Source organism: Flavobacterium sp. RSSB_23, from assembly GCF_051547145.1.
Taxonomy (GTDB): domain Bacteria; phylum Bacteroidota; class Bacteroidia; order Flavobacteriales; family Flavobacteriaceae; genus Flavobacterium.
Genome location: NZ_JBPTTO010000002.1, coordinates 695,437 through 719,119, shown reverse-complemented (window position 1 = coordinate 719,119; position 23,683 = coordinate 695,437). Strand labels below are relative to the sequence as shown.

General features: G+C 36.1%; 20 protein-coding genes and 1 riboswitch. Of the genes, 1 reads left to right on the top strand and 19 read right to left on the bottom strand.

Annotation, left to right across the window (positions count from 1 at the left end):
- Positions 1–3: 3 nt before the first annotated feature.
- The 11 genes from ACSVH9_RS06580 to ACSVH9_RS06530 form a co-directional block, all read right to left on the bottom strand.
- Complete coding sequence (locus tag ACSVH9_RS06580; protein WP_438063002.1) at positions 4–1,917, bottom strand: DUF3857 domain-containing protein; 1,914 nt, start codon at positions 1,915–1,917, stop codon at positions 4–6.
- Between the two features lie 137 nt (positions 1,918–2,054).
- On the bottom strand, positions 2,055–2,507 hold the full coding sequence (gene dtd, locus ACSVH9_RS06575; protein WP_438063001.1) for a D-aminoacyl-tRNA deacylase: 453 nt from the start codon (positions 2,505–2,507) through the stop codon (positions 2,055–2,057).
- A gap of 1 nt (position 2,508) precedes the next feature.
- Entirely contained in the window at positions 2,509–3,183 is a 675-nt protein-coding gene (locus ACSVH9_RS06570; RefSeq protein WP_438063000.1) for a hypothetical protein, read from the bottom strand.
- A gap of 3 nt (positions 3,184–3,186) precedes the next feature.
- A complete protein-coding gene (locus ACSVH9_RS06565) occupies positions 3,187–4,587 on the bottom strand; it encodes an AAA family ATPase (protein ID WP_438062999.1) in 1,401 nt (466 codons plus the stop codon).
- 66 nt (positions 4,588–4,653) lie between these two features.
- A complete protein-coding gene (rsgA, locus tag ACSVH9_RS06560) occupies positions 4,654–5,631 on the bottom strand; it encodes a ribosome small subunit-dependent GTPase A (RefSeq protein WP_438062998.1) in 978 nt (325 codons plus the stop codon).
- 152 nt (positions 5,632–5,783) lie between these two features.
- A complete protein-coding gene (locus tag ACSVH9_RS06555) occupies positions 5,784–6,866 on the bottom strand; it encodes a bifunctional 3-deoxy-7-phosphoheptulonate synthase/chorismate mutase type II (protein ID WP_159687631.1) in 1,083 nt (360 codons plus the stop codon).
- 43 nt (positions 6,867–6,909) lie between these two features.
- Positions 6,910–7,791 carry a prephenate dehydrogenase gene (locus ACSVH9_RS06550; RefSeq protein WP_438062997.1) on the bottom strand — a complete coding sequence of 294 codons (882 nt, stop codon included), beginning with the start codon at positions 7,789–7,791 and terminating at the stop codon, positions 6,910–6,912.
- Between the two features lie 100 nt (positions 7,792–7,891).
- On the bottom strand, positions 7,892–9,037 hold the full coding sequence (locus ACSVH9_RS06545) for a pyridoxal phosphate-dependent aminotransferase (RefSeq protein WP_438062996.1): 1,146 nt from the start codon (positions 9,035–9,037) through the stop codon (positions 7,892–7,894).
- A 36-nt stretch (positions 9,038–9,073) separates the two neighbouring features.
- Positions 9,074–9,919, bottom strand: coding sequence for a prephenate dehydratase (locus ACSVH9_RS06540; protein ID WP_315143308.1), 846 nt, complete (start codon positions 9,917–9,919; stop codon positions 9,074–9,076).
- A 340-nt stretch (positions 9,920–10,259) separates the two neighbouring features.
- Complete coding sequence (locus ACSVH9_RS06535; protein ID WP_438062995.1) at positions 10,260–11,186, bottom strand: M28 family peptidase; 927 nt, start codon at positions 11,184–11,186, stop codon at positions 10,260–10,262.
- Between the two features lie 11 nt (positions 11,187–11,197).
- Positions 11,198–12,448 (bottom strand): dicarboxylate/amino acid:cation symporter, encoded by a 1,251-nt coding sequence (locus ACSVH9_RS06530; RefSeq protein ID WP_438062994.1) that lies wholly within the window; start codon positions 12,446–12,448, stop codon positions 11,198–11,200.
- Between the two features lie 166 nt (positions 12,449–12,614).
- On the opposite strand from ACSVH9_RS06530, the gene gldA reads away from it, so the two are divergent.
- A complete protein-coding gene (gene gldA / locus ACSVH9_RS06525) occupies positions 12,615–13,511 on the top strand; it encodes a gliding motility-associated ABC transporter ATP-binding subunit GldA (RefSeq protein WP_438062993.1) in 897 nt (298 codons plus the stop codon).
- Between the two features lie 17 nt (positions 13,512–13,528).
- Here gldA and ACSVH9_RS06520 read toward each other — a convergent pair whose 3' ends face one another.
- The 8 genes from ACSVH9_RS06520 to ACSVH9_RS06485 form a co-directional block, all read right to left on the bottom strand.
- Positions 13,529–14,572, bottom strand: a complete 1,044-nt coding sequence (locus tag ACSVH9_RS06520) for a glycosyltransferase family 9 protein (RefSeq protein ID WP_438062992.1) — start codon at positions 14,570–14,572, stop codon at positions 13,529–13,531.
- A gap of 190 nt (positions 14,573–14,762) precedes the next feature.
- A complete protein-coding gene (gene metF / locus ACSVH9_RS06515) occupies positions 14,763–15,719 on the bottom strand; it encodes a methylenetetrahydrofolate reductase [NAD(P)H] (RefSeq protein ID WP_159687654.1) in 957 nt (318 codons plus the stop codon).
- Positions 15,720–15,803: 84 nt separating this feature from the next.
- Entirely contained in the window at positions 15,804–18,479 is a 2,676-nt protein-coding gene (metH, locus tag ACSVH9_RS06510) for a methionine synthase (protein ID WP_438062991.1), read from the bottom strand.
- A 458-nt stretch (positions 18,480–18,937) separates the two neighbouring features.
- On the bottom strand, positions 18,938–19,483 hold the full coding sequence (locus ACSVH9_RS06505; protein WP_438062990.1) for a hypothetical protein: 546 nt from the start codon (positions 19,481–19,483) through the stop codon (positions 18,938–18,940).
- Positions 19,484–19,535: 52 nt separating this feature from the next.
- Complete coding sequence (locus ACSVH9_RS06500; RefSeq protein WP_438062989.1) at positions 19,536–20,111, bottom strand: hypothetical protein; 576 nt, start codon at positions 20,109–20,111, stop codon at positions 19,536–19,538.
- A 174-nt stretch (positions 20,112–20,285) separates the two neighbouring features.
- Positions 20,286–21,287 carry a homocysteine S-methyltransferase family protein gene (locus tag ACSVH9_RS06495; RefSeq protein WP_438062988.1) on the bottom strand — a complete coding sequence of 334 codons (1,002 nt, stop codon included), beginning with the start codon at positions 21,285–21,287 and terminating at the stop codon, positions 20,286–20,288.
- Positions 21,288–21,574: 287 nt separating this feature from the next.
- A riboswitch (SAM riboswitch) is annotated at positions 21,575–21,682 on the bottom strand.
- 180 nt (positions 21,683–21,862) lie between these two features.
- Entirely contained in the window at positions 21,863–22,918 is a 1,056-nt protein-coding gene (locus tag ACSVH9_RS06490; protein WP_024981950.1) for an NAD(P)/FAD-dependent oxidoreductase, read from the bottom strand.
- A gap of 177 nt (positions 22,919–23,095) precedes the next feature.
- Positions 23,096–23,677, bottom strand: a complete 582-nt coding sequence (locus ACSVH9_RS06485) for a precorrin-2 dehydrogenase/sirohydrochlorin ferrochelatase family protein (RefSeq protein ID WP_438062987.1) — start codon at positions 23,675–23,677, stop codon at positions 23,096–23,098.
- Between the last annotated feature and the right edge of the window lie 6 nt (positions 23,678–23,683).

Here is a 23,683-nt window from a genome sequence, read left to right as displayed (position 1 = left end):
AAATTAAAGGGTTTTGGTTAGGACAATTTTGGTGTTATCATTTTGACTTACTTTTTCCATAAAAAGACGGTAGTCATCATACTCTTTGTTGGTATATTTTCCTGTATTAACCAACAAGACTCTCTTATAAACTAAAGCATGATCCTCTTTTTTTACAAATGAGATAGAGTAAGTGCCAAATTTGGTTTTGCTTTCAAAGGCTGGTGGGATAAATTCTAAAGCAAAATCTGTAGGTAAATGAATGGTAATTTCATCCTCATCATAAAACCCACGTGCAATTTCAAAAGGTGTTTTACGGTTTCTAATTCGTTTTACACCACTTGAAATGCGATTAAAAGCGTTTACAGTTACCATCATTTTATCGGCAGTAAATGTGCCATATTTCGTAGCGGACAACTTTGCATTCTCTACAAAGCGAATCTCATTTTTATTATTTTCGAAAGTGATTTTATCAATTTTCAAATTATTGATATCATCCCAGAATTCTTTGTAATGCTTTTCTTTTTGATCAGGCTGCATATGTACAACGCTCTCTTTATCTCCATACTGGGTTCCTTGAGATACGATTTGGATTTCGCCCGAAAAATCTCCATTAGAGGCTATCGTATAAGAACCTTTACTTAATTGCGAATTCTCATTGGCTGGATAAACTTTTGTATGTATGATTTCTCCTCCTTCTGGCTTAATTATTAACACATCGCGATCATCTGTAAACTCGGCTTGGTAACCAAAAGGATTCGATTGACTAGTACATTCTAACCAAGTATATTGATTGCCAACAGGAATCGTCAGAATGATGTGATTGCCTTGCATTGAAACAAAATCGGCATCAATATTAATTCGCTTTCTATCGCCGTACAAAATAGTGTAATAAGATGGCACATCAACTGCTTTTAATAAGGCCTGAGTATAATTGGTTAAGGCTTTACAATCCCCATATCCCAATCGATCTACATCAGAAGCAAGCATAGGTTTCCAACCTCCAATTCCGACTTGAATACTAATATATCGTACTTTTTGCTGAACGAAATCATATACAATTCTTGCCTTTTTTATAGGGTCTTGTTCTGTCCCAACTAACTCTTTTATTTTGGAAACAGTTGTTGGCGGCAAATCAATTGTTCCTGACAAAATTTTGCTAGAGTACCACTTACCAAAATCTTCCCAGGTTTTGGCATTTCCATCAACCCCTTCGAGGTGGAAAGATTCTAATCCCATTATTACTCTTGGCAAAACATCGTAAAAATAAGGACTATAATCCTCTGGTTTCATTGCTACTAAATTGGTAGCAGTATAACTTAGCTGAGTTGCGGTATCGATTGTTTTTTGGATATTCTTGTTCGAAAAATTGCTTTCTTTTTTCTTAAAGCCTAAGTTATTTGGAAAGGTTACATTCAAAACACTTTTTTCGACACTCAACAAATATTCAGGCAAGGGAAACCATTGTGGAATAAAAGCAGTAGTAGAAGTTTCTGTTTCACATTCAAAAACCATTGTAAACGGATAATTGATGGGTGTATACTCTAAATACAACACTCTGTTGTCCGAAAAAATTGTACCGCCATCAACTGCGCTATGATCTTTAAAGTCTTTTCTTTTTAACTTTTTTAGTTCATTACCCATTGGGTCCAATATGATGGCTTGTATACTAGAAATACTAGTCGATTTATCATAATGCGCATAAGCATCCAATGCGCTCATCCCAGCCTCATTGAATACTGTCACAACCTTTTTAGTTTTAATTTCCATTTTGCGCTGCGAAACGATGGCAATATCTAATTGGTTCAATCGCAAAACAGCATTAGCATTCGTTTTTAAACTATCTGGAATGGACGACACTTCATATTTAGCATCTTGGGCTCGAACACAAAAGGAGAAAATGAACAAAAAAACAAACGAAAACAACTTACGATTCATAAAGTCAGATGGGGTTTAACAAATTAATAAAAAAATAAAAAGCCCCAACTATTTACAGCTGAAGCAATTGAATTTGTTTTTCTGACTTTAATTTGTGGTACTCAAATATATAGTAATTATTGTAATAAAAAAATAAATTATTCTCTATTTTTTGAGTCTATTTGAATGGTTACTGGCCCATCATTTAACAATAACACTTTCATGTCCGCACCAAAAATACCGGTAGGTACTTTTTTTCCTAATTTGCTCTCTAAGGCTTTCACGAAACGCTCATACATAGGAATGGCGATATCAGGTTTTGCTGCTTTGATATACGAAGGGCGATTCCCTTTTTTAGTCGCCGCGTGTAGTGTAAACTGGCTAACCACAAGCACATCTCCACCAACATCTTGAATAGAAAGGTTCATTACCTCATTTTCATCGCCAAAAATGCGAAGCTGGGTAATTTTGGTCACTAACCAATCTAAATCTTCTTGAGTATCGGCATCTTCGATTCCAACAAAAACCAACAGCCCTTTTTGAATTTCAGCTACTACTTTGCTCTCAACTATTACTGAGGCATTCCCTACTCTTTGGATAATAGTTCTCAATTTATCTGTAGTAATAATTTAACTCCCTCAATTTATCAATAAGAGAATTTTTAAATTTTACATAAGAAGGTAATTTTTCTAATTCGGAGATTTCAATTTTTTGACCAATAATTTGATACAAATCAGAAATATTTAACCCTCTATTTCTTCTTCTTTTTGGCAGATCTTCTTTAGATAATCTAATTATATTCTCAATTAGACTTTTGGGATTCGTTATCACTTCTGGGTTAAGATGAATACCTAATTCCGCATCGGTTTTTTCTATACCAATTTCTTCTTTCAATAGATTTTTATCTGCTAACATCCAAGATTCTGTCATTTGAATTGGAACAATTGCAACAATATGCTTACAATGCATATCATCTTGTAGCAAAAGACTCTCTTGTGCAGGAACTATTTTTGTTCTAAAAATTAATTCATCTGTTGAAGCATCGGAATCAGTATGAACAAATAAAAACACAACACCAAACTTATCAAAAGCAAATCTTGAAGCTTCAATAATCTGTTGATTAAAATTCAATCCAGATTTATTAATCGTAATAACCTCTACTTTTGTTTCAAATTCTCCTGCACATTCAAAAACAACATCTATTAATGTCCTTTCTACAACACTTGATAAAAACCTGACATCAGTTGTCCCTTCTGTAAAAAGACCCGCAAGAATAAAATTACTCATATACTAAAAATTTGTCTCTTCAAATTGAGCAGTTTGCAAATAATCATTAACTATTGCCAAGGTTAACTTCCTGTCTTGTTCAGAAAAAATTAAACGTAATTGCAAAAGTGAATTATCTTTTATTACCGGACTTATTTTTGTGGAATTTATTTTCAATCTATCACCATTAATATCTGAAATTGTAGTTCTCATTTGTGCGTACCAAATACTAACGTTTTTATCATTTTTCCAAGTATCCATATTACCAACTAGAACGGGAGAGTGGGTATTTACTATTACCTGTCTTAAAGGAATTTCTACTTCATTAAAATCAACACTAAGATCTTTTAATAATTCAGTCATAGCTTTAATTCTAAAAGGATGTATTCCATTTTCTGGCTCTTCAAAACATAATAAACCAGTATGCTTTTCATCAAACTCTAAAATACACAAAGCTAAAATCCTTAAAGTCCCTTCTGACAAAACTCTAGAAGAAAACTCTTTTTTATCAACGTCTTTAAGTTTAATTAAATATTGTTTGTTTTCATTATCATCAACTACATCAACCTCTGTAAAGTTTGGCAAAAAACTATTAAGCTTTCTCGATATTTCTTTCAATGAATACTTATCATTCTGTTTAATTCTAAACAATGCAGCAGCTAAGTTTTTTCCACTAACAGAAATTGTATCTTCTCCGTTATTTTTACTTGTTGCCTGACGCAAATCTTCAGGGTTTAATTGTAAAAACTTCCAGCTTTTCATTTCTTCTTTAGCAGCCAAAACGTGTGGAAAATCTATTGTGTCAAAACTACTTAAAACAGTTCTTGTTGCATTACTTAAAGGAAATCTTCTTTTATTACCTGTTGTACCATCTTGAGGTACTTGAATAATATCTAAACTATTTTCATTTACAGTTTCAATATATGGTATTCCTCTTTTACCTGTCCCAACTTTTGGCCTCCAAAACTCTAGAGATTTTTTAGGTATACTAATACTTACCCATACATCATCTTGATGATTTAACTTCAACAAATTCTCTTTTGAAACAACTAAATCTTGAATTCCTGATGCATTTGTAATTCTTTTAATTGACAACTCATATCTCAATCTTGTATATTTTAACTTTGAGTCATTTCCCCAGGCATCTTTTATGTTTTTATTAACCAGCATTTCTACAACAAATTCCATTTCTGTTGCGTAATTATCATCACCATATTGAGTAAATAATTCGATAAATTCACCTCTTTGCTCACCAAAAGCCCTTTTTAAATTATCGGTTTCTGCCAATCTTGATAATAATGTTAATGCATCAAATAAATTACTTTTACCAGAAGCATTTGCACCTGCAATCACAGTAAAAGGAGCAAATTCCATTTCAAAATTATGAAAGGACTTAAAGCCATTTATTTTTATATATGTTATCATTTTATGGTAATGAATTAATTTTCAGTTAAAACCTTATGCAATATAATAAAATTAAAAGTATTCTTTTTACTCCCTCGTTTTATCACTAGCTTTTCTATCTTCGTCGTACACATCGGTGCGGTAGTGCTCATCATCACCTTCAAGGATTTTAAGATAACTATTGTAACGCGACCAAGCAATTTCATCCTTATCTAAAGCCGCTTTTATTGCACAATGTGGTTCTTCTTTATGCAAACAATTGTTGAACTTGCATTGTTCTTTCAATCTAAAAAACTCAGGAAAATAATCGCTAATTTCTTGAGGCTCCATATCTACAATTCCAAATCCTTTGATACCTGGTGTATCAATAATACTAGCATCAAAAGACAAGTCATACATCTCTGCAAAAGTGGTGGTATGCTGTCCTTGTTTGCTTTGCTCGGAGATATTCTTGGTTTTCAAATCCAAACTGGGCTCCAATGCATTAACCAAAGTCGATTTCCCTACACCCGAATGCCCCGAGAACATACTCGTTTTACCAATCATTAATGCTTTCAAATCTTCAACTCCCTTGCCTTCAGCTGCTGAAACACGCAAACATTGATACCCAATTTCCTGATAAACGTGCTGCATATACAATTGGTCATCTAAGGTAACATCGTCTAAAGTATCAATTTTATTGAAAACCAAAATAGTCTCAATACCATAGGCTTCGGCAGTAACCAAAAATCTATCGATAAAACTAAACGTAGTCGGAGGATTATTGATGGTAATCAACAGAAAAACACGGTCAATATTGGCGGCAATAATATGCATTTGATGTGACAAATTCACCGATTTTCGAACAATGTAATTCTTACGGTCGTGAATATGATGAATCGTACCCGTAACAGTATCCGAAGTCTCTTCCAATTCATAATCTACTACATCGCCTACTGCAATGGGATTGGTGCTTTTAATTCCCTTCATTCGGAACTTCCCCTTCATCCTGCACTCAATAAAATCGCCTTGATTGGATTTCACGGTGTACCAACTTCCTGTAGATTTATAAACAGTTCCTGTCATTTTCAGATTTTAGATTTAAATGTTTGCAAAGATAAATGATTTATGATTGAAGAGTAACGATTTTATATTTATGATTTTAGAACCCTAGAAAAAAACAAAAAAATCCCAAAACAAAAGTCTTGGGATTTAATAAAATCTAAAGTCAGAAATGTTTACGAATTCAACACTTTATCTTGTTTGCTGATACTTTCTTGGTGAATCGCTTTGAACATTTTTAAAACAAACTCTTCCGAAAGTCCTTTCTTTTCTCCTTCCAAAATCATTTTTCCTAAAATCTCATTCCAACGATTGTTTTGTAAAACCGCCACGTTTGCTTCTTTTTTAACCTGACCAATTTCTACAGCAACTTTCATTCTTTTGCTCAAAAGCTCCAATAAATTAGCGTCTAACACATCGATATTCGCTCTTAATTTACTCATTTTAGTCATAAACTCATCCGAAACATCGATTTGTTTTCTAACTCTCAAGTCTTTGAAAATTTGTTTCAAAGCATCTGGCGTTACTTGTTGCGCAGCATCACTCCAAGCGTTGTCAGGGTCAGTATGTGTTTCGATAATCATTCCGTCATAATTCAAATCCAAAGCTTCTTGCGTCACTTCAAGAATCATATCACGATTTCCTGTAATATGAGAAGGGTCAATAATCAAAGGCAAATCAGGGAATTTATTTTGCAATTCAATCGCAATTTGCCATTCTGGAATGTTTCTGTATTTTGTTTTTTCGTAAGTAGAAAAACCACGGTGAATCACCCCTAATTTTTCAATTCCAGCCATATGCAAACGCTCAACACCACCTAACCACAATGCTAAATCTGGGTTCACTGGATTTTTAATCAAAACGATTTTGTCTGTCCCTTTCAAGGTATCTGCAATTTCTTGAACCGCAAACGGATTGGCAGTTGTACGTGCCCCAACCCATAAAACATCAATATCATTTTCTAAAGCCAATTTACAGTGAGCCGCAGTTGCTACTTCAGTTCCCATTAACAAACCTGTTTCCGCTTTGGCTTTTTTCAACCATTTCAATCCTATTTCTCCAACACCTTCAAATCCACCTGGACGTGTTCTTGGTTTCCAAATTCCAGCTCTAAACACACTTACATCAGAATCTTTCAATTCGTGTGCAATTTTCAATACTTGCTCTTCTGTTTCGGCGCTACAAGGTCCTGCTATCACCAATGGATGCGTCAAATTGAACGCTTCCAACCAATTTCTCATTTCTTTTTTATTTTCCATCTTATTTTTTATTTATCGTTTTTTATTTATTGATTATTATTTTTTACTTCGCTGTTACTCCCCCTTTGGGGGTTGGGGGGCTCATCCCATTCAAAATGGCTTTAATTTTATTCACACTCTGCATTTCATCATAAATAGCCTCGTATTCTTCACTTTTCAACAAGTCTTTGAACTGCGTCAAATTAGCAATATACTCCTCCAAACTTTTCACTACGTGCTTCTTGTTTTGTTTAAAAATAGGCGTCCACATCGCAGGCGAACTCTTGGCCAAACGCACGGTGCTCTCAAAACCTGAGCCTGCCATATCAAAAATATCCTGTTCGTCTTTCTCTTTATTGATGACCGTTTTCCCCAACATAAACGAACTAATGTGCGACAAATGCGATACGTAAGCAATGTGTTTATCGTGCGACTTCGGGTCCATATAGCGAATGCGCATTCCTAATTCTTTGAACAATTCGATGGCTTTTTCTTGCAACTTAAAAGTCGTTTTCTCCACCTCACAAATGATATTCGTTTTCCCTTGAAACAATCCTTTTATAGCCGCTGATGGTCCCGAAAATTCCGTTCCAGCAATAGGATGCGTGGCAATATAATTTCTTCTTCTAGGATGATTGGCCACCGCTTCACAAATAGGCATTTTCGTAGAACCCACTTCAAAAACAATGGTGTTTTCGCCAATATGGTCCAAAACTTCGGGCAACACTTGCAACGCCACATCCACAGGAACCGAAACAATAACATAATCCGCATCGGCCAAATCCTGCATCGTAGCCGCTTTTTCCACAACCCCAAGCGCCATCGCCTCTTGCAAATGGGCTTCATTTTTGTCCATTCCGTAAATAGTCGCTTCTGGGTGTAAGGCCTTTATATCCAACACCATCGAACCACCAATCAAACCTATTCCTATTACGTGTATATTCATTATAATTTTTATTATTAGCTAATCCTGCTATCCGCTATATCTATTGTGGCGAACCCCGCCACAATAGGATGCCGCTACTATCAGGGCTAGGTATTATCTGCTAAAAACGACGAATCGCTTCTTCAATTTTTTCTTCTTTTACACACAAAGCAAATCGAATGTACCCTTCGCCATTCGAACCAAAAATAGTTCCTGGCGTAATAAAGATGTATTTCTCATACAGTATCTTATCAATAAAATCCTCTGCCGATGTGATTCCCGCTGGAAGTTTTGCCCAAACAAACAATCCAACTCCTTCTTTATATACCTCACAACCTAATTTCTCGGCTAATTCTTCGGTTAAAATTCTGCGTTTTGCGTAAATCGCATTCATTTCGTCGAACCAAGAAGCAGCACTCTGCAAAGCAGCAATCGCCCCTTTTTGAATGCCATAAAACATTCCGCTATCCATATTACTCTTTACTTTCAATACCGCATCAATACAAGCCGCATTTCCAGAAACCATTCCTACACGCCATCCCGCCATATTGAAAGTTTTGGACAACGAATTCAACTCCAACGCTACATCTTTAGCGCCTTCCACTTGCAACAAACTCATAGGTTGGTCATTCAAAACAAAACTATACGGATTATCATTGACCAATAAAATGTTGTGTTTTTGAGCAAAAGCCACCAGTTTTTCAAACAAAGCCAAATTTCCTCTGGCTCCTGTAGGCATATGTGGATAGCCAATCCACATCAATTTTACTTTAGACAAATCCATTTTTTCCAAAGCCTCAAAATCTGGTTCCCAATTGGTGCTTTCTTTCAAATCATAGTACATTGGCACCGCACCTACTAAATTGGTCACCGAAGTATAGGTCGGATACCCAGGATTTGGAATCAAAACGCCATCACCTTCATTCAAAAACGCTAACGAAATATGCATAATTCCTTCTTTGGAACCCATTAAAGGCAAAATTTCAGTGGTGCTATTTAGGGTTACTTGGTAATTGCGCTCATAAAAATCAGCCATCGCTTGTCTTAATTCAGGCAAACCTTGATAGCTTTGATACTGATGTGCATTTTCGTCTTGCATTGCAGCAGTCATTGCAGCAATAACAGCAGGAGCAGGTTTTAAATCAGGACTACCTATTCCCATATTGATTACAGGTTTTCCTTCGGCGGCCAATTGGCGTACTTCTCTCAACTTTGAGGAGAAGTAATATTCTTCAACTATCGCTAAACGTTGGGCTGTTGTTATCATTTTTTTAGCTTTATTCTAAATTGGAATTTGTTTTTTCTAGTTTGGAGATTCAAGTAATGGCTTTGTGTTTTTATATTCACCCAGAACTTTAAAATAATGCGCCATAATCGAAACTAATGCTTTCGCCTTGGCGTAATCTTCATACTTTTCAAAAGTCACATCAACAAAAAAAGAATATTTCCAAGGTGTTTCTATTTTTGGCAAGGATTGTATTTTGGTTAAATTGAGTTTACAATCACTCATCACATTCAAAACAGCGGCTAAACTTCCGCGTTTATGGTCCAATTCAAACTTGATGGAGGCTCTATTGATTTCGTCTTCGGAAACAAAAGAATTCTCTTTTTTGAGAATTACAAATCGAGTCATATTGTTCTCGATGGTTTGAATCGAAGGAGCGATAATCTCCAAATTATACATTTCAGCAGCGGTTTCACTAGCAATAGCCGCAATTCCTTTGATTTGGTTTTCGTGGATTCTGCGTGCGGTTTCCGCCGTATCTTTATCTTCAACCAATTTGATGTTAGGGTATTTTTTCAAGAAGTCCATACATTGTAATAATGCCATCGGATGCGAATGAACTTCTTGTATATCCTCGATTTTTTGTCCAGGCAAAGCCATTAAATTTTGAATAATATCCAAATAATGTTCCCCTATAATGTGCAAATTATTCTTGTCGATTAGTGCATAATTTGGAATAATCGGTCCCGCAATGGAGTTCTCGATTGCCATTACCGCTTGGTCACTATCTCCCTTCAACAAGCTATCTACTAATTCTTCAAAGGACAAGCATTCATCTACAGCCACATTTTGGTAGAAATAATCTTTAGCTACCTGATGATGAAATGACCCCTTTATCCCCTGAATTGCAATTTTTGTTCTCATATATTCAAAAAAAAATCCTGATTTTCATCAGGATTGTATTGTAGTTTTATTTGTTTCTTTTTGTCTTTCAAATAACCATAGCACAATCCTTACTTCTCAAAGAAGAAATAAAAAGTATAGCTAAAGTAAAAACGGTTATTTAACATTTTGTGTTCTGATTTTCAATAAATTCTTTGGCAAAGATAAAAACTTATTTTAAAGGCGTCAAAAAAAACAGCATTAATCCCTAACAAAAAAGGATTTCTTTGTGAAATTGATTTTCAATTAACAATCCTATAAAAAAGTTTACAGCAAAGCCTCTTTTTTTATTGATTATTCTTATTGATTCGACACTAAAAAACTATTTCTTCCTCTTAGGAACCCTTGATGGCGTATCTTTTCCACTAATTATGGTTTGTGAACTGATGGCAATCGACTTAATAATCTCTGTCATATTATCCATATCCAAAGTACTTATTTCGTCACTTAACTTATGATAATTCGGCTCCACATCCATTTTAGAAGTAGAAATAGTATGCGCTGGAACTCCTAAAGCAGCCAATCTTGCATTATCTGAACGGTAAAACAATTGTTCTTGAGGATAAGGGTCTTGATAAAAGTTAAATCCAGAACCAACTAAATTCTTTTGCAAAATAGTTCCAAAATCAGAGCGCTCGAATCCTGTAATGTAAGCTGAATTTTTACCCCATTTACTATCGGTTCCAATCATTTCAATATTGAACATCGCAACCACTTCATCTGCATTGATGGAATTTGAGAAAAAAGCAGAACCATAACCTCCCGTTTCTTCTCCTGTAAATGCAACAAAAATAAGTGTTCGTGCATTATCGTTTTTCTTTTTAAAATGTTCTGCCAAAGTAATCACCGCTGTAATTCCAGAAGCATCATCATTTGCACCATTAAAAATTTTGTCATCGCCTGACTCTTTCATTCCTAAATGGTCATAATGTCCTGAAAAAATCACATATTCGTTAGGCTTTGATTTCCCTGGAATAATTCCAATCACATTATTGGCCTTTTTATCTTTTATTAAGAAATCTTGGCGATAGGATTGTAATTCTTTATAGTATGTCAATCCTATTCGTTTGAACTCTCCTTCGATAAAAACCGATGCTTTTTCGATACCTGGTGTAAACAAGGCACGCCCTTCCATTGCATCCGAAGACAATTCCGTTTCTATTCGAGTAACCTCACTTTTTTGAATCCCACTCTGAGCTTGAGCCGTGAGTCCAAAAAGCACCATCAATCCTAAACTAATTTTTTTCATATGTATGTGATTTAATTGATTTCATTTTCTCGTAAAAGCCATTTTTTACCTTCAACGATTCGCGTGACCATCATTGCCGAAATCAAATCGCCATTAGCATTGAGCAAAGTAGCAATGGGGTCGACTAGTGTTCCAATAATCATAGCTGCGGGCAAGGCTTGTTCCATTGGAAAACCATAAATGGTAATGGCTAAGATTTCTCCGATATAGCCTCCGTTTGGAATCCCTCCTTCTACTACCGATACAATAATTGTTATTCCAATAGCTGTTAGAATAGTGAATGGATTTGTGAAATCCTTACCAAAAATAGCAAAAATTACGGCTATTTTTACAATAGACGACATACTAGAACCGTCTTTATGCAAAGGCGCTCCCAAAGGAATTACCAAGTTTCGAATATAAGCAGGGATTTTCATTTGTTGAGCACCTTCAAGATTGGCAGGAATTGTGGCAATACTACTGCAAGTTCCTATTGCTGTAAAGGAAGGCGTGATATTGTTTTTCCAAAACACTTTCACTCCTAATAGTCCTCCCGAAAAAAAAGCATAGATAGTAAAGAATACTATGAAGTAAAAAGTACACATTCCATAATAAACGGCTAGTGGTTTGGCATAGGCACCAAAAAGCTGTGGTCCAAAAATCCCAACTTGATAAGCAAAATAGGCCCCAAGTCCAACAGGAGCTCCTTTCATAATGATTACCAACAACTGTTTCATCACCTCGTTCGCCGAATGCAAAAATTTAGCAAAATCTTTACCTTTTTCGCCAGCATTCAAAGTAGCAAAACCTAATAAAAAAGAAAAAAGAATCAACGCCAACATATTCTTACGAGACAAAATTTCATAAAAATCATTCACCGTTAACAGCTGAGTAACGGGCGAATCTGTTGTACTGTTATGAGTAGTAACCAAAGAAGATTTTGCCAAAAAAACAGCTTTATCTACAGGAAAAATAAAAATCCCAACAATCATTACGATGGCAGAAATAACCACTGTTACTAAAAAGACAACCAAAACAACACTGAAAAGTTTACCCAACTTGTCGCTTTTTTGCAAATTAGCAATCGAGGAAGCTATAGTAAAAATTACCAATGGAATTATCGCTGTAAAAAGTAAATTAAGAAAGATATCACCCAAAGGTTTTATTACCTCAACGTCTTTACCAAAAAGCAATCCAGCCAAACTACCAAGTACAATCCCACCCAAAAGCAATAGGATACTGCTGTAATTTTCTAAAAAAGAATTTGTTTTGTCTTCGCTCATAACTACAAGTTTGTAGTAAATATAGAAATCTTAGCGTATTAGCAGGACAAAAACTGAGATAAATTGATATTCAGCAAAAACAAAATCCCTCAATATTTTTTCATACTATCCAAAGAAACTTCCATAGCTTGGTTTTTCTGTTTACTTTTGCAACAAAATCATTCTTATGTCTATAGAAGTTACAAATTTATCAAAAAGCTATGGTGCTCAAAAAGCATTAGACTCGATTACTTTTTCTGTAAAAAAAGGAGAAATCGTTGGTTTTCTTGGTCCAAATGGTGCTGGAAAATCTACTTTGATGAAAATATTGACCACTTATCTAGCGGCAGATGAAGGCGTAGCGCTAGTAAATGATAAAAATGTTATTTCAGACACCAAAGAAGTACAAAAGATAATTGGTTATCTACCTGAACACAATCCGTTGTATTTGGATTTGTATGTTAGAGAATATCTGGCTTTTAATGCCGATGTGTACAAAGTACCCTCCTCTCGTATTCAAGAAGTAATCGAATTGACAGGATTAACTCCCGAAAGTCATAAAAAAATAGGACAACTCTCCAAAGGATACCGTCAACGTGTTGGATTAGCCAATGCCTTATTGCACAATCCAGAAGTATTAATTTTAGACGAGCCCACTACAGGTTTAGACCCGAATCAATTGGTCGAAATAAGAAATGTAATTAAAAATGTAGGGAAAGACAAAACCGTTTTTCTATCTACTCATATTATGCAAGAAGTAGAAGCAATCTGTGACCGTGTCATTATTATTGATAAAGGCAAAATTGTAGCTGACAAAAAATTAGAAGTTTTGATTGCCGCCGACAAAGAACAAGTCATCGAAGTAGAATTTGATTTAAAAGTAACCGAAGAACAAATCAACTCCATTCCACATTTAAAATCATTCATCAAAAACAGTGATTATCTATGGGAACTGACCTTTTTGTCGAGTCAAGATATGCGTCCAACCGTATTCGATTTCGCTCACGACAATGGTTTAAAAACCTTGCAACTCAATCAGAAAAACAAAAATCTAGAAGCGGTATTCAGGGAGATTACGAAGTAGTGGTTAGTCCCTAGTAATTACTCCAAGCTATTTTTTATCGCTTGAATCCAATCGTCAATTGTCGTTTCGTTGGTATTGATTGCGACACTTTTTGTCCCGTAAGGTGCATATTTATCTGTTTTGGTAACCGAAAACAAACCTACTACTGGTAATTGAGCGGCACTAGCCAAATGCATCATCCCGCTATCGGCACCCACAAAAACAGCTGTATTTTTAAAGAATGCTGTGATTTCTCTAATGTCTTTGCTGTAATAGGTTGGCGCAGCAAAATGTATTTGCGACACGTTTTCTACAGGCAACACTTCCAAAATATTGTAGTCTGGAAATTCTTTTAAAATTCTTTCATAAAAAACGGCCCACCATTCCACCGAATAACATTTGGCTCCCGTGGCAAAAGTGAAAAGACAAATCGTTTTTTTAGATGCTCGAACAATGGCATCCAAAAGTGCTTTCCCTTTAGCTACTTCTTCAGGACTTAATTGCAAAAGCAAATTAGGAATTGGTGTGTTCGGCACTTTCATTCCTACCGAAGCAAGAAAATGACGCAAATCATACACAGGATACTTTGCAATATGAGCATAGTCAGAAAATTGACTAGACAAATCAGTTGCTTGTTCCCCAAAACATTTAAACTTTGCATTGACAAGCTGAATAGACAAACGTCCAGACGAAGAGTTTTTATCAGCATTGATAGCCAAATCGTACTTGTTTTTCTTTAGTTTCAACCAGCCTTTCATATAGTTACCTAATTCGTCAAAATGCTTTTTAGGCAAACGAATAATCTGATTTACATTTGTAAAATTTTCAAAAACAATAGGACCAAGATTCCCTTTTATAAAAACATCAATAGTTGCATTAGGGAAAAGATTTTGTACTTCTTGTACCAAAGGTGTAATTAGCAACAAGTTTCCTAAACGGTGATTGGGTCTCGAAATCAAGACTCTTTTTACTTGTTGTGGATTAATTGTTCCCTTATTTACATTCGAAGAGTTGCCAAGACCACTTGTTAGACTTTGCATAACACTTCTTCTTATTCTATTAATTTTTATTTTGAAACTCATCGTAAAGTATGTTTTAGCCAAAAAATAATACTCTTTTTTGGAACTGCAAATGTAGAACTCTTGGGTAATATTATCAGAAGAAAATAAAAATTTAACCGTTAGATAATTACTTTCGCCAAAGCCAAAAAAAAATACCCGACAAGCCAAAAGCTCATCGAGTACTTTCAATTGAAATAATATAATCCTTTTATTAAAAAATCTGACTAGCGATTTGTCTGATGTTCTCTGATTTCCCCATAGAATAATAATGCAAAACAGGAACTCCTGCGGCTTTTAATTCTATAGATTGTTGAATCGCCCATTCTATTCCAACTTGACGAATTTCTGCATTGTTTTTACATTTTTCTACCGCAGCAATTAAATCCTCTGGCAAATCGATACGGAAAATTTGTGGCAACACTTGCAAGTGTCTTTCTACCGCAATAGGTTTTATCCCTGGAATAATCGGGACTGTAATACCCATTTCTCTGGCTTTGGCTACAAATTCGAAATATTTAGCATTGTCAAAAAACATTTGAGTAACGACATAATCCGCTCCTGCATCAACTTTTTCTTTAAGACGTTTCAAATCGGTTTGCAAAGAAGGAGATTCCAAATGCTTCTCTGGATAACCCGCTACACCAATACAAAAATCGGCTTTATTATCAATGTCCATTACTTCGTGCAAATACTTTCCTTGATTCAATTGATAAATTTGACTTACTAAATCAGAAGCATATTTATTTCCTCCATTGGTTGGCACAAACGATTGCTCGTCTTTCATCGCATCACCACGCAAAGCCATCACATTATCAATGCCTAAGTAATGACAATCTACCAACAAATACTCAGTTTCTTCTTTCGTAAAACCTCCACAAAGTACGTGCGGCACCGTGTCGACATTATATTTATGTTTTATAGAAGCACAAATCCCCAAAGTCCCTGGACGCATTCTTGTCAACTTCTTTTCTAATAACCCATTTCCTTTATTTACGTAGATAAACTCTTCACGAGAAGTCGTCACATCAATAAATGGCGGCTTGAACTCCATCAACGGGTCGATGTTATCGTATAATTCCTGAATGCTTTTGCCTTTTTGTGGCGGAATAATTTCAAAAGAAAACAAGGTTTCTCCTTTAGCGTTTTCTATATGTTGTGTTACTTTCATACTACAAGTTTATTGTTCATTGTTTGTTGTTGTTCGTTCTGATTCCAAAACCATAAACTATAAACCAACAACTATAAACATTTTTTAATCAGCTATATTCGGATTCAACCATTTCATTGCTACATCGGTCGAAACATTTCTTCGTTTGGCGTAATCAATTACTTGGTCTTCTTTGATTTTTCCAAGTCCGAAATACTTGCTCTCTGGATTTCCAAAATAGTAACCAGAAACAGAGGAAGCTGGCCACATCGCCATACTTTCCGTCAAAGTCACACCGATTTCTTCTTCAACGTTCAATAATTTCCAAATAGTCGGTTTCTCTAAATGGTCTGGACAAGCTGGATATCCTGGTGCTGGACGAATTCCTTTATACGATTCTTCAATTAAATCTTCTTTACTCAACACCTCATCAGCAGCATATCCCCAAAATTCTTTACGGACTTTCTCGTGTAAATATTCTGCAAAAGCTTCTGCAAAACGGTCGGCTAACGCCTTCACCATAATCGAATTATAATCGTCTAATGCGGCTTCAAATTCGGCAGCCCACTCGTCTACTCCAAAACCAGTAGTCACACAAAAGGCTCCCATATAATCCACTTTACCACTATCTTTTGGCGCAATAAAATCAGACAAAGCGATGTTTGGCGCTCCTTTGGTTTTTTGAGCTTGCTGACGCAAAGTCAAGAATTTTTGCAATGGATTTCCGTTTTCATTTCTCAATTCGATATCATCATCATTGATTTGATTCGCAGGGAAAATTCCGTAAACGCCTTTTGCGGTTAACTTTTTCTCCTCCAAAATAACTTTCAACATCGCTTGTGCATCCGCAAAAACCGAAGTGGCTTGTTCACCCACTACTTCATCCGTTAAAATTGCAGGATACTTCCCGAATAATTCCCAAGTTCTGAAAAACGGAGTCCAATCGATATAAGGTACCAAAGTTTCTAAATCGACTTCTACGATTTGTTTGCCAATTACTTTGGGTTGTACAGGGGTAAAATTATCCCAATCCAATTGCAATTTATTTTTTCTGGCTTCCTCGATAGACAAGAAATTTTTATCTCGTGAACGATTCAAGAATGTTTCTCTAAACGCATCGTATTCTGCACGAATATCGCTCGCATAAACTTTTCGGTTATGGTCCAATAAATTACCCGCTACGGTCACCGCTCTTGAAGCATCGTTTACGTGAATCACCGTTTCTCTGTATTGAGGCGCAATTTTCACAGCCGTATGCGCACGCGAAGTAGTGGCTCCACCAATCATTACAGGGATTTTCATATTGCGTTTGTCCAGCTCTTTCGCCAAATACACCATTTCGTCCAATGACGGTGTAATCAATCCGCTCAATCCAATAATATCCACTTCGTGCTCAATAGCTGCAGCAATAATTTTTTCTGGAGGCACCATTACCCCCAAATCGACTATCTCATAATTATTACAAGCCAATACTACCGAAACAATATTCTTTCCAATATCGTGAACGTCGCCTTTTACAGTTGCCATCAATATTTTTCCGTTCCCAGATTTGTCTCCAACTTGCTTCGCCGCTTCAATAAAAGGCAAAAGATAAGCCACAGCTTTTTTCATTACACGTGCCGATTTTACCACTTGTGGCAAAAACATTTTACCCGAACCAAACAAATCTCCTACGACATTCATTCCAGCCATCAGGTTGATTTCGATTACTTCGATGGGCTTTTCGGCAGCCAAACGTGCTTCTTCCACATCGGCTTCTATAAATTCATCAATACCTTTGACTAAGGCGTGTGTGATACGGTCTTGTAACGAACCCGAACGCCATTCTTGTACCGCTTTCTCGTTGGTCTTTACATCGCCTTTCACATTTTCAGCAAAATCCAACAAACGCTCGGTAGCATCATCGCGACGGTTCAAAATCACGTCTTCAACGTGCTCTAATAAATCCTTCGGAATGTCGTCATAAATCGTCAACATTTCGGGATTTACAATTCCCATCGTCATTCCGTGTTGGATACCGTGATACAAGAAAACCGAGTGCATCGCCTCTCTCACCACATCGTTTCCTCTAAACGAAAACGACACATTACTCACTCCACCACTAATGTGGGCGTGCGGTAAATTTTCGCGAACCCATTTGGTTCCTCTAAAGAAATCCAAGGCATTCAAACGGTGTTCTTCCATTCCTGTAGCTACAGGAAAAATATTCAAATCGAAGATGATATCTTGTGGCGGAAAATGTACTTTGTTCACCAAAATATCATACGAACGCTGACAAATTTCGATACGTCTTTCGTAATTATCGGCCTGACCTACTTCGTCAAAAGCCATTACAATCACCGCCGCACCATAGCGTTTGATTAAGTTCGCGTGGTGAATGAATCGCTCCTCGCCTTCTTTCAAAGAAATCGAATTCACGACACATTTACCTTGCACCACTTTCAATCCCGCCTCAATGATTTCCCATTTCGAGCTGTCAATCATAATCGGCACACGCGAAATATCTGGTTCGGCCGCAATCAAATTCAGGAATTTGGTCATAGCATATTCGCCATCCAACATCCCTTCGTCCATATTGACATCGATAATCTGTGCGCCACCTTCTACTTGTTGGCGCGCAATATCCAGCGCCTCATCGTATTTCTCTTCCTTTATCAATCGAAGAAATTTTCGCGAACCCGTCACATTGGTTCGTTCCCCCACATTCACAAATACGCTATCGGGCGTGATGATTAAGGGTTCCAATCCTGATAATACTAGGTTTCTTCTTTTTTCTGCCATTTCTTTATTTTGAGTTACTCAGTGGCTAAGTAGCTTAGACACTAAGTGATTTTCTATTCTATATTTTATCTTCAGCTCGTCTTCAAAACTAAACTAGGATTCTTTTTATTTTGGGCGTGTTCGCCGCGGCGAACGGGCTATCCGCTACAAGTCCTCGACCAATTCCGTTATCACTCCATTGGTCTGTGGGCTTTCCACTACTATCCCTCACGCGGGCTTTGTACTAATCAACCCATTTTTATTGCAATGAAACGATTCCGATTTTATAATTCACAACGGAATCAATTTTCTTCTTACATCCAGCGGATTAAAATCCGTTGCTACAAAATGGGTCATTCCTATGGAACTTTTATGCTGCGAGCGCGAGCGTCTCGCTCGTGCTTATTCTTTTTTCTTAAAAATCTTTTTCCTGCCTATAGTATGTGCACGAGCGGGACGCTCGCGCTAGCTGGACAACATTAAAATTTTTCTTTCAATATCTTTTTACCACCTCCTGATAATTTCAAAAGATAATTCATTGCTTTGTTTGTTCGTTCAAAACTAATTGATTGATCATAATAAATCTTAGCTATATTGGTTGTAAAAAATTCTCCATTCTCTTCTAAATTTATTAACCTTTGTTGCTCATAAGTTGTAAAATGTAATGAATTTGAAAAGTTTTTCAAACCCGAAGTGTAAGATTCAACCTTATAGATATCCTTTAAATTAAATCTATCAACACGATACAATTTATCATTTGAATAAGTTGAAAATTGTAGCTCATTTGGATTATCATAATTAAAATGTAATTCTGAATAAATCCAATCACCATGACCAGTCTTAAATTTGAATGCTTCACCTGTTTTACTTTGCAACCATTCTAATGTTTCTATTAATTCTTTTTTCTTTTCAACTGCACTCATCTTTGAAACATCTTTAACTTGTGCAAATGCATTTATTGAAAAAAGTAGTATAAAATATACTCTCATAAATGATATTTTTCTCCTGCCAGAATTTATTTTCATGTTTCTCATATTGTTTTGTAATTAATTGATAAAGATTAATGAGTTTTTAATATTAATTAAAATTTCCATCGTCCTTTAAAACATCTATAGTATATTTTAATATAATTTGAGTTTTTATGTAGACAGGAATTATTTCAGCCATATTTATTTTTTCATCTTTTAGAAAACTTTTAGTGATTCCATCATTTTGCACTGGATAACGGAACGAATACGACCAATTGTCTAGTTTATCAAACATTACGGTGAAATCTTTTAATTCATTATTTCTTGATTTGAAATCTTTTTCGAATTCAATCGTAGCGAATTTTGAATTCATAATTAATTTAACTTGTCTTTCGTATTCATTATGCAACTTTGAAAGAACATGAGCAGATCTTCCACTATAATCAATTATTGCTTTACTTTTGCTAATTTTCTCGAGCTCTATTAAATTATATTTAAACGCAAGTTCTAACGAATTCCTAATTAAAAAAAGCAATGGTATTCCTAAAACAGTTGTTTGACTTTTATCAGACTGCTCAATAATATTTTCAATTGCAGAATTATACTCTAAATAATATCTATACCAATCAGTTTTAGAATCTAAAGATTGAACATTATCCCATTTTTTTATTGTTATATCATCCATAAATACCTGCCATTATTTTTAGAAAAATAAAATTAAAAAAATTCACAAAGATTGTAATTGGAATCCTTTTGTTTCTAAAATAACTAATCTCTTGCGTAAATCAATTCCCATATTTTCTTTTGTAGTTTAAATGCGAAGTTGATAGAAATAAAAATACTTCCATAATATTATTAACTACATCACCGCAGTCGAAACCCTCGGTTTATACTCCTTAGCGATATCGGCGATTAATTTGATGTGTTCTGGAGTGGTGCCGCAGCAGCCTCCTATGATGTTGATTAAATTGTCTTCTAAATAAGAACGAATTTGCGCTTGCATTTCCTCAGGCGTTTCGTCGTATTCTCCAAAGGCATTCGGCAAACCTGCATTAGGATGCGCTGAAATATTGAAAGAAGTATTATGCGACAAAGTTTGTAAATACGGCTTGAGCAAATCGGCACCCAAAGCGCAATTGAATCCAACACTCAACAACGGAATGTGCGAAACCGAAATCAAGAAAGCCTCAACCGTTTGTCCAGAAAGAGTTCTTCCTGAAGCATCGGTGATGGTTCCTGAGACCATAATAGGCACATCAATGCTGCGTTCTTCTTTGACTTCTTCGATGGCAAAAAGTGCGGCTTTGGCATTCAAAGTATCGAAAATGGTCTCTACCAAAAGAATGTCACAACCACCGTCCAACAAGGCTTCGACTTGTTGTTTGTAAGCGATGCGTAAATCATCAAAAGTTACGGCGCGGTATCCTGGGTCGTTTACATCGGGCGACATACTTGCAGTTCTGTTCGTAGGTCCAATGGAGCCCGCAACGAAACGCGGTTGGTCAGGATTTTTGGCAGTGAATTCATCGGCTACTTCACGAGCTAGTTTAGCGGATTCGTAGTTGAGTTCGTATACCAAATCCTCCAAATGATAATCAGCCATTCCGATGGTGGTTCCTGAGAAAGTGTTGGTTTCTACAATATCGGCTCCTGCCTCAAAATAGGCGGCGTGCACGGCTTTGATGGCCTGTGGTTGCGTTAGAGACAATAAATCATTGTTCCCTTTTAACGGATGCGGAAAATCTTTGAATCGTTCGCCACGAAAATCTTCTTCGGAGAAATTGTAGCGTTGCAACATTGTTCCCATCGCTCCGTCGAGCACGAGAATTCTTTTTTTAATTTCTTCTTGTATTGTTGACATACTTTATTTTAGACCGCTAAGGCGCAAGGGCGCAAAGCTTTTTTTTAATTTATAGTTTCTATTATTTCTCCTTTTTGAAGAAATACATTGTTTTTTTGTTTCTAAATAAGCCTATTGCCAACTCTTTAGCCCCGATAGCAACGACATCCTTTTATGCTGGTGTTCAGCATAAAAGATATAGTGGATAGCGGGAACGTTGATGCCAAAAAAGCGGCAATGATGCGCTCATTCAATTATTTAAAAATGTATCGGGAAAGGGGTTTGAAAAAATACGAGACTGTATTTTGTTGTTATCTATCCGCGCTATGCTTGGTAGAATGTAGCACCTTCTTTAAAAAAGTAAAGGGTTGCTAAGGTTTCATCGGGTCTTTTCCCTCCGCCTTTCGTGATAACTTTCAATAAAAATAGGAACGGTGCAAAGTAACGACATAACGCTAACAATTGCAAGTGTTTTTTTAGAAGTTTAAAAGTTTAAAAAAAGGCTTAAATTGTTTAAAGTTGTTTAAGATTGTCGCCGAATCGACGCATCACCTAAACTTTTAAACAATTTAAACCTTTAAACGGAAAAAACGAAACTATACAATAGCTTTCACTACTGCTTTTGGCGCTTCTTTACGGGTTCCGTCGAATCCGTCAACACCTGAAACTGTGGTGTATTTCATCACATATTTTTTACCTGGATTGATAATTTGGTAAGCCGCTTGACACATTAAAGTGGCTTCGTGGAATCCGCAAAGAATCAATTTTAATTTTCCTGGATAAGTGTTTACGTCACCAATGGCGAAAATTCCAGGAATATTGGTTTGATAATCTAAAGCATTGTTTACTTTGATGGCATTTTTTTCGATTTCTAATCCCCAATCGCCAATAGGTCCTAATTTTGGAGTCAATCCGAAAAGTGGAATGAAATAATCGGTAGCGATGGTTTGCTTAGCGCCTTTGTCGTCTTCTACCACTACAGATTCGATATGCTCGGCACCATTTAAGCCTACTACTTCTCCTGGTGTAATCAATCTGATTTTTCCAGCAGATTTTAATTCTTGTACTTTCTCTACAGAATCTAATGCGCCACGGAATTCGTTACGACGGTGAATCAAAGTTACCTCTGATGCTACATTCGACAAGAAAATACTCCAGTCTAAAGCAGAATCTCCACCACCAGCAATCACCACTCTCTTATCGCGGAATTTTTCTGGATTCTTGATGAAGTATTTGATTCCTTTGTCTTCGTAAAACTCAATGTCTTCGATTAAAGGTTTTCTTGGTTCAAAACTTCCTAATCCTCCTGCAATAGCAATAACTGGAGCGTGGAATTTTTTCCCTTTGTTAGAGGTCACAATAAAGCTACCGTCTTCTTGTTTTTCGATGGTTTCGGCGCGTTCTCCAAGGGTAAATCCAGGCTCAAATTGCTTGATTTGTTCCATTAAATTATCCACCAAATCTCCCGCTAAAACTTCTGGAAATCCTGGAATATCATAAATAGGTTTCTTAGGATACAATTCTGATAATTGTCCGCCTGGCTGTGGCAAGGCATCCAAAATATGACATTTTAATTTTAATAATCCTGCTTCGAAAACGGCGAAAAGCCCTGTTGGTCCTGCTCCTATTATTAATATATCTGTTTTAACCATTTTTTTTTATTTATACTTATTACTTCCTTTTTTTTTATTTTGTTCGGACAGGTTGGACCTATCCCTACGGTGTTCAAATAAACGATTTATTCATTTGAGGATTGGTGATAAATATCACTTGGGTATTTTTTTATTGTAATGAAGGACAGGTCGCGACCTGTCCGTACGCGATGCGTATTATTTATTATTTTTTAATGCCTCTGTGATTTCATTCATGCGTTGTACCTTTTCTTCAAAATTTCCTTTCAACGTTTTGCGATATTCATTCAGGTTTTCGACCATTCTATTTACATCTTCTGGAATCACCTCTTCAAAAAATTCACGTAATCGCTTGGCGGTTGTCGGTGATTTTCCGTTCGTTGAAATGGCGATTTTCACATTGCCTTTGGTTACAATTCCGCCCAAATAATAATCGCATAAATCGGGCGTATCGGCAATATTACAAATCAAATAACGCTTTCTGGATAAATCATACACGCGTTTGTTCACCTTCAAATCATCCGTGCAAGCTATTACTAAATTACGCTTGCGAAGCATCCAACGATTGAATTTTTTTGGTGTCAATTTTACTGAAGGATGTTTTCCAGCCAAAGCTTCCAACTCGGGAAGAAATCGCGGCGCCACCACTTCAACATTCGCATTTGGACTTGATTTCAACATAAAAGATAACTTTTCTAAACCCACATTTCCGCCACCCACAATCAATACATTTAATTGATGTAGTTTTAAAAATACGGGATATAATTCGTTTCTTTCCATTGCTTA

Coding starts and splice junctions, on each gene's coding strand:
- ACSVH9_RS06505 (WP_438062990.1), bottom strand. CDS start 19,483: ATGAAAATAAATTCTGGCAGGAGAAAAATATCATTTATGAGAGTATAT.
- metH (WP_438062991.1), bottom strand. CDS start 18,479: ATGGCAGAAAAAAGAAGAAACCTAGTATTATCAGGATTGGAACCCTTA.
- ACSVH9_RS06555 (WP_159687631.1), bottom strand. CDS start 6,866: ATGGAAAATAAAAAAGAAATGAGAAATTGGTTGGAAGCGTTCAATTTG.
- rsgA (WP_438062998.1), bottom strand. CDS start 5,631: ATGACAGGAACTGTTTATAAATCTACAGGAAGTTGGTACACCGTGAAA.
- ACSVH9_RS06550 (WP_438062997.1), bottom strand. CDS start 7,791: ATGAATATACACGTAATAGGAATAGGTTTGATTGGTGGTTCGATGGTG.
- ACSVH9_RS06485 (WP_438062987.1), bottom strand. CDS start 23,677: ATGGAAAGAAACGAATTATATCCCGTATTTTTAAAACTACATCAATTA.
- gldA (WP_438062993.1), top strand. CDS start 12,615: ATGTCTATAGAAGTTACAAATTTATCAAAAAGCTATGGTGCTCAAAAA.
- ACSVH9_RS06490 (WP_024981950.1), bottom strand. CDS start 22,918: ATGGTTAAAACAGATATATTAATAATAGGAGCAGGACCAACAGGGCTT.
- ACSVH9_RS06520 (WP_438062992.1), bottom strand. CDS start 14,572: ATGAGTTTCAAAATAAAAATTAATAGAATAAGAAGAAGTGTTATGCAA.
- ACSVH9_RS06535 (WP_438062995.1), bottom strand. CDS start 11,186: ATGAAAAAAATTAGTTTAGGATTGATGGTGCTTTTTGGACTCACGGCT.
- ACSVH9_RS06565 (WP_438062999.1), bottom strand. CDS start 4,587: ATGATAACATATATAAAAATAAATGGCTTTAAGTCCTTTCATAATTTT.
- ACSVH9_RS06500 (WP_438062989.1), bottom strand. CDS start 20,111: ATGGATGATATAACAATAAAAAAATGGGATAATGTTCAATCTTTAGAT.
- ACSVH9_RS06540 (WP_315143308.1), bottom strand. CDS start 9,919: ATGAGAACAAAAATTGCAATTCAGGGGATAAAGGGGTCATTTCATCAT.
- ACSVH9_RS06580 (WP_438063002.1), bottom strand. CDS start 1,917: ATGAATCGTAAGTTGTTTTCGTTTGTTTTTTTGTTCATTTTCTCCTTT.
- ACSVH9_RS06530 (WP_438062994.1), bottom strand. CDS start 12,448: ATGAGCGAAGACAAAACAAATTCTTTTTTAGAAAATTACAGCAGTATC.
- ACSVH9_RS06545 (WP_438062996.1), bottom strand. CDS start 9,037: ATGATAACAACAGCCCAACGTTTAGCGATAGTTGAAGAATATTACTTC.
- ACSVH9_RS06570 (WP_438063000.1), bottom strand. CDS start 3,183: ATGAGTAATTTTATTCTTGCGGGTCTTTTTACAGAAGGGACAACTGAT.
- ACSVH9_RS06495 (WP_438062988.1), bottom strand. CDS start 21,287: ATGTCAACAATACAAGAAGAAATTAAAAAAAGAATTCTCGTGCTCGAC.
- metF (WP_159687654.1), bottom strand. CDS start 15,719: ATGAAAGTAACACAACATATAGAAAACGCTAAAGGAGAAACCTTGTTT.